This is a genomic window from Candidatus Dormiibacterota bacterium (assembly GCA_036495095.1).
Taxonomy (GTDB): Bacteria; Chloroflexota; Dormibacteria; order Aeolococcales; family Aeolococcaceae; genus CF-96.
The window spans coordinates 20,784-27,340 of sequence record DASXNK010000045.1; the positions used below are offsets into that span (position 1 = coordinate 20,784).

At 70.6% G+C, this 6,557-nt stretch carries 7 protein-coding genes; 5 read left to right on the plus strand and 2 right to left on the minus strand.

Features of this window, described 5'->3' with window-relative positions; translation table 11 throughout:
- The first annotated feature begins 289 nt into the window (after nt 1-289).
- From VGL20_04995 to VGL20_05015, 5 genes are all read left to right on the plus strand, one after another.
- Nucleotides 290-1,417, plus strand: coding sequence for a substrate-binding domain-containing protein (locus tag VGL20_04995; GenBank protein ID HEY2703028.1), 1,128 nt, complete (start codon nt 290-292; stop codon nt 1,415-1,417).
- Nucleotides 1,418-1,494: 77 nt separating this feature from the next.
- A complete protein-coding gene (locus VGL20_05000; protein ID HEY2703029.1) occupies nt 1,495-2,235 on the plus strand; it encodes an ABC transporter ATP-binding protein in 741 nt (246 codons plus the stop codon).
- Nucleotides 2,232-3,008, plus strand: coding sequence for an ABC transporter ATP-binding protein (locus VGL20_05005; protein ID HEY2703030.1), 777 nt, complete (start codon nt 2,232-2,234; stop codon nt 3,006-3,008). Before VGL20_05000 ends, VGL20_05005 begins: the two co-directional genes overlap by 4 nt.
- A gap of 4 nt (nt 3,009-3,012) precedes the next feature.
- Entirely contained in the window at nt 3,013-3,894 is an 882-nt protein-coding gene (locus VGL20_05010; protein ID HEY2703031.1) for a branched-chain amino acid ABC transporter permease, read from the plus strand.
- Nucleotides 3,891-4,988: a branched-chain amino acid ABC transporter permease gene (locus tag VGL20_05015; GenBank protein ID HEY2703032.1), complete on the plus strand. Its 1,098-nt coding sequence runs from the start codon at nt 3,891-3,893 to the stop codon at nt 4,986-4,988. The genes VGL20_05010 and VGL20_05015 overlap by 4 nt, the downstream gene beginning before the upstream one ends.
- Before the next feature lie 137 nt (nt 4,989-5,125).
- Here VGL20_05015 and VGL20_05020 read toward each other — a convergent pair whose 3' ends face one another.
- Both VGL20_05020 and VGL20_05025 read right to left on the minus strand, forming a co-directional pair.
- Nucleotides 5,126-5,464, minus strand: coding sequence for a hypothetical protein (locus tag VGL20_05020; GenBank protein ID HEY2703033.1), 339 nt, complete (start codon nt 5,462-5,464; stop codon nt 5,126-5,128).
- Between the two features lie 599 nt (nt 5,465-6,063).
- Entirely contained in the window at nt 6,064-6,279 is a 216-nt protein-coding gene (locus VGL20_05025; GenBank protein HEY2703034.1) for a hypothetical protein, read from the minus strand.
- Nucleotides 6,280-6,557: the final 278 nt, after the last annotated feature.

Below are 6,557 nucleotides of genomic sequence, written 5' to 3' on the forward strand. Positions count from 1 at the left end.
CGGCGACCTGTCCGGTGGGCCAGTCTTCACCTGTCCGTCCGCTGATCGCGGTCCTCGTCAGACTGGAGAGGCGGCGTTGCGCGAACGTCTCGCCTGAGGATTCCGCGAACATCGCCGCGCACATCTGGTGGGTACGACAATTCTCACGCGCGGCTTCCCGGCCTAGCATTGAGTCGTCACCATCCGCCACCTGAATCATCTGTGCGGGTTGCTGGCGCGGTCCGCGCGAGGGGTCGGCTCAATGCGGAGACAGTTGTCAACGGTCGCGTCGGTCGCGGCCCTCACGGGGATGCTCCTCGCCGGATGCGCGAGCAACAGCACGGCGGCGGGCGGGTCCACGGTGAAGGTGGCGGTCGTGTACTCGAGGACGGGCCTGCTCGCCGCCTACGGCAGGAACTACGTGGACGGCTTCACGGCCGGGCTGAACTACGCGACGCGCGGCACCGGTATGGCCGGGGGCCACAAGATCGAGGTGACCTACGCCGACGACGCAGGCGACCCGGCCAAGGCAACGGCCGCGGCCAAGCAGTACATCGGCGACGGTGACCGCATCCTTGCCGGTACGGTCGATTCCGGCATCGCCGCGCAGCTCGCGCCGCTGGCCGCGCAGAACAGGATCCTCTACATCAGCGGTCCCGCTGCCGCCGACAGGATCACCGGCATCAACCGGTACGTGTTCCGTTCCGGGCGCCAGACCTCCCAGGACGTCGCCACCGCGGGCACGTTCATCGGCGACCCCGCCGGCAAGAGGGTGCTGGTCTTCGCGCAGGACTCCACGTTCGGCCAGGGCAACGCCGCCGCGGTGAAGGCGATCCTCGGTGCCAGGGGCGCGCAGGTGTCTCAGCTGCTGGTGCCCCTGACGGCCACCGACTTCACTCCCTTCGCAAGCCAGGCCGCGCAGGCGAAGGCCGATCTCGTCTTCGTCGCGTGGGCCGGCGCGACCACCCTTCCGATGTGGAGGGCACTCGATCAGCAGCAGGTGCTCTCGTCGACGACGGTCGCCACCGGCCTGGGCAACGCGGCGTCGTTCGACGCGTACGGCCCGGCAGCCGGCAAGATCAGCTTCCTGAGCCACTACTTCCCGCGGGCGGCGAGCAACTCCGTCAACGCCGCCCTGATCAGCGCGATCGAGAAGGCCGGGTCGTCGGCCGATCTCTTCTCGCCTGACGGCTTCGTGGCGGCGCAGATGATCGTGCACGCGGTCGAGCAGGCTGGCGGTGACAGCGTCGACGGCATGGTCAGGGCGCTGGAGGGGTGGACGTTCGACGCCCCGAAGGGACCGCAGACCATCCGCGCCAGCGACCATGCGATGCTGCAGCCGATGTTCCAGGCCAGGCTCGTCCAGCGGGGCACGACCTGGGAACCCGAGCTGGTCAGGGTGATCCCGCCCGCCGCCACCGCCCCCGCCGGCGCGTGAGCCTGCTCGGGCACGCCGTCGAGGGGCGGGTGCCCGGCGCGGCCGGCGTCGCGCCGGACCGCCACGGCGCACCCGCCATCGCCGCCTCGGCGCTGAGCCTGGTCATCGGAGGCGTGCGGATCGTCGACGGCATCGACCTGTCGGTGGCGTCGGGGGAGATGCTCGGCGTCATCGGACCCAACGGGGCCGGCAAGACGACGCTGTTCAACCTGCTGTCCGGCGTGCACCGCCCGACCTCCGGACGGGTGTGGCTCGCCGGGCGGGACGTGACCGGGCTGTCGGTCACGCAGCGGGCCCGTGCGGGACTGGGTCGGACGTTCCAGACGTCGAGCGTGTTCCCGGCGTTGAGCGTCCTCGAAAACGTCCGACTCGCGGCCCAGGCGAACCGCCGCGGCGGGCTCAGCGTGCTCCGCCGGCCACGCCCCGACGACGAGGCGACGGAGTTCGCTCACGCCCGGCTGGCCGACGTCGGACTGCTGCGGAGCGCACGCGCCTGCGCCGGACAGCTCGCCCACGGCGACAAGCGCAAGCTCGAGATCGCCCTGCTGCTCGCCACCCGGCCCGCCGTTGTCCTGCTCGACGAGCCGATGGCGGGTGTCGCGACGGCCGATGTGCCCGAGCTGGTCGAGCTGATCGGGCGGATGCATCACGAGCAGCGCTGCACCGTGCTGATGGTCGAGCACCACCTCGACGTCCTGCTCGGGCTGGTGGACCGCGTGGCGGTGCTGCACCACGGCCGGCTGCTCGCCTGCGACCGGCCCGACGCGGTGATGGCCGACCCGATGGTGCAGGGCGCGTATCTCGGGGAGCCGATATGAACATCCTTGCCGTCCGCGGGTTGGACGCCTTCGTCGGCGGGCAGCAGATCCTGCACGGCGTGACCTTCGATGTCGCCGCAACCGGCGTCACCGCGCTGCTCGGACGCAACGGCGTCGGCAAGACGACCACCTTGAAGGCCGTCCTCGGGCTGGTCAGGCGGCGCGGCGAGGTGATGCTCGGCGGAACCAGGATCGACGGGGACCACACCCATCGAATCGTCGCCGGTGGCGTGGGCTACGTGCCCGAGGACCGTGAGGTGTTCGCCCGGCTCACCGTCGCCGAGAACCTGCAGCTCGCCTCCCGAACCGACCGCTCCCGCTACGACCTCGTCGACCGGCTGTTCCCCGAGCTGCGCAGCCGCGCTCGGCAGCTGGCCGGGACCCTGTCGGGCGGTCAGCAGCAGATGCTCGCCCTCGCCCGGGCACTGCTCAACGACAATCGGCTCCTGCTCGTCGACGAGCCCACCAAGGGGCTGGCGCCGCGGGTCGTCGGCGAGGTCGCCGACGCACTCGCCGTCGCCGCCCAACGCGTCCCGGTGCTGCTGGTCGAGCAGGACCTGCGGGTGGTCTCCCGCCTGGCCCACGACGTCGTGGTGATGGCCGAGGGGCGGGTCGTCCACACCGGCAGCGCGGCCGAGCTGCTCGCGGACACGAGCCTGGTGCAGCAGCTGCTCGGCGTGCACCGCGAGGTGCCGGCGGGCGAGCCGGTGTCGGACTCGGCGCCGGCGCGCCCTGGACCTGGCGCGACGAGCGCCGGCATCAGGGGCAGGTGAACCGATGAGCACGGTCGTCCTGCTCGCGATCACCGGGGTGGGCCTGGGAGCGCTGTACTTCCTTGTCGCCTCGGGCCTCTCCCTCATCTACGGGCTGATGCGGGTGCTGAACTTCGCCCACGGCGCGTTCCTCACGGTGGGCGCCTATGTCGGCTACCAGGTGGGCACTCACGTCGGCACCGGGTCGTCGTGGCCAGTGTTCGCGCTGATGCTGGTGGTGGGGACTGCGACCGGAGCCGTGCTTGCACTGTTCACCGAACTGCTGCTCGTGCGCCGCCTGTACGAGCGCGAGATCGAGCAGGTGCTGGTGACCGTCGGCGTCGGGCTCTGCGCCGTGGCGCTGGTCAACGGCATCTGGGGCGCCGACCCCCGCTCCTTTCCGGCTCCGGGCTGGATGTCCGGGACGACCGCGCTCCTCGGCGCGGAGATCCCCAACGACCGGTTGGTGTGCATCGCCACCGCGGTCTGTGTCCTCGGTGGACTCCTGGCATTGCTGCGATGGACGCGACACGGCCTGATCATCCGCGCAGGCGTGGAGAACCGGGCCATGGTCACGGCGCTCGGCATCGACGTGCGACGCTCCTTCACCGGGGTGTTCGTCATCGGTGGAGCGGTGGCCGGTCTCGGCGGCGTGCTCGCCGCGCTCTACAACGGCAGCGTCGCCCCAGGGATGGGTGACGCGCTGCTGATCTTCGCCTTCATCGTGGTCGTCATCGGCGGCCTGGGGTCGATCACCGGCTCGGCGGTGGCGGCACTGGTCGTGGCCCTGCTCCAACAGTTCGCCAACTACTACGCCGTCAGCGGGCTCGGCGACTTCACGGTCGTGCTCGCACTGGCGGCGGTCCTGCTGGTGCGCCCACGCGGCCTGTTCGGGCAGTCGACATGACCGCCCGGCGGTGGCGACCCGCCCTCCCGCTCGCGGGCATCGTGCTGCTCGCACTGCTGCCGGTCGTGGAGGTCTCGGTGCCCGGGGTGCTTCCCGGTCCGACCTCGACCGCGGGGACTCTGCAGCTGCTGGCCGTGTGCCTGCTGGTCGGCGCCCTGGCACTCACCTACCAGCTGCTCTTCGGATTGACCGGCCTCCTGTCCTTCGGCCACGCGCTCTACTTCGCCGTCGGCTGCTATCTGTTCGCCATTGCGCTGAACACGTGGCACCTCGCGCTCGGCCCGGCGGCGCTGCTCACACTCGCCCTGGGCACCCTCGCCGCTCTGCTCGTGGGAGCGATCAGCCTGCGGGTGCGGGGAATCTCGTTCGCCATGGTGACCCTGGCCTTCGCCCAAGCCGGTTCGCTGCTCGTCTACCACAACTTCGGCGGGTACACCGGCGGCGAGGAGGGCCTCGGTCTCACAGGTGCCACGCTGCCCGAGTCCCTGGTGGGCGTCGTCAACACGAAGAACCTCTACTGGACCGCGCTGGCGATCGCCGTCCTCGTCTACGTCGCGGTCGCCTGGCTGAGCCGGACGCACGCGGGGCGGATGATGGCCGCGGTGCGCGAGAACGACCTCCGCGTGCAGGTGATCGGCGTCCGCCCATACGTGGTCCGGCTGATCGCGTTCGTCACCGCGGGTGCGCTGGCGGCGCTGGTCGGGATGGGCTACGTCCTGGTGCAGGGCGGCGCCAGCCCCCAGGTCACCACGCCGAGTTTCACCCTCTCGCTGCTGGTCATGGTGGTGCTGGGCGGGGCGGGTGCGAGGTGGGGAGCGCTGCTCGGCGGCGTCCTCTACACCCTGCTCGACCAGCGGCTCGCCGTGCTCGCCTCCTCGGCGCAGATCACGTCGCTCCCGGGACCGCTGCGCGTCCCCCTGTCCCAGCCACTGTTCCTGCTCGGCAGCCTGTTCGTGCTCGTCGTCCTGTTCCTCCCCGGCGGTCTGGCCGGTGCCATCGGCAGGCTGCGTCGCGGGGCCGAGCCTCTGCCCGCGCTGCCGGGTGGGCACGGCACACAGGGGGCAGCAGACCGGGCGAACATCGCCAGCGCGTAGCGCCGAGGGGCGGACCGGTGCCGTCAGGCGCACTTGACGCACGAATCCGGCGGAGGCATCGGCTCCTGCCGCATCGGCGCTCCACCGCGAGGGGAAGGCCCCCGAGATGTCGGGGGCCCTCGCTCGCCAGGCGAATACTAGGGGCAGACCTGAAACAGGCCGGGCCCCGCCGGGTTACCGAACAGAAAGCCCTGAAGCGTGGCGAAGTACGCCGCAGGATTGCCGATGGTGCCGATGGTGACGCTGCCGAGGGGACCGAATAGTGGACCGACGAGACCGAGCAGCGCGATGCAGGTCGGGTTCAGGGCTCCGCCCGGGGTGAGGGGCGGGTGGACCGGTTGAGTGGCTGCGACTGGGACGGCCACTGCAGCCATTGCATGGGCCGGCTGTGCAGCGCTCGTCGCGGCGACAGAGGCCACAGCGAGCGTCAGACCGACGATGGCTGTCCGCGACAACCCGCGATTGAGCAGGGACATGGAAAGGTCCTCCGGTGGATTCGGGCTGCCCGGGCCGCAGCCGAACCATGAGAATCGGCGTTCTGAGGCGCCCGTGTCGTGTGAGGAGCTTGGCACTCGGCGGAGACTCGTCCATTGTCCTAAGGCGCCGTGCAACCTGTCCGAGCAGCCTGGGCTACGTTCAAGACTGACCCTCCCGATCGAGTCTCAGCTCGCCCGACTCGCACGGACGTCGTCATCTCCAGCCTCCCAGAGCACCCCCCTCCGCCGCGCGCCGACCACCGCCGGCTGGAAGCGACCGGGCAGCGCCAGGAACTGCTCCCGCTCCGCCAGAACCGCTTCACGCGCTCGCCGGCCTCGTGCTCGTCAAACGCCGGCCGCGAGGTCGAGTCCTATCGACGCCCCAGGTTGTCGCTCCCACAACAGCTTCAGAAGTCGAGGGCATCTTCTTCGGGACCCAGCCGCAGGCCGCGGGCGATGGCCGCCCAGATCGCACAGTGCCAGTGAGCGGAGAGCAGGGCCGTGCCAGAGATCAGCCGACCATTCGGTGCACCGCGGGGTGGCGTGAGCTCACCGCGACACGTCCCGGTGTCGGCTGCTGCCACGCAGCGACCGCAGGACTACGCCGTGCCGTAGGTATCGGATCGGAGCCTCTCGAGGAGGTCCTCCGCGACTGCCTGCGCCTCGACCGACGCCGCGGTGTCAGCGACAACGAGATCGGCCAGCTGTCGCGCTAGCACGAGCAGCTCGGCGACCACCTCAGGATCCTCATCAGCCCAGCCGCCGGAGCCGATGAGGCGGAGGGCGCGACCCACCTTGTCCTTCAACTCGCTCAAGGATCGTATTCTGCGCCGTTGGAGGCGGTACGCGGCCGGGGGCTTGTCGAGTCCCTCAGCCCCGCCGCTTCAGAACGTGCGGTCGGAACCAGCCCCAACCCACGAACCAGACGCCGCCAACGACGAGGCCGCCAACCACGTCCCCGCCAGCAAAAATACATGCTCGCAACCGTTGCGCCGAGAGGCAAGCACCCAACTGCCCGGGGTGGTGGCGGGCCCAGCTGTCCGCCGCCCTGCGAAAGGGCGGGTGTGTCGTCATCAACACCACGACAATCACG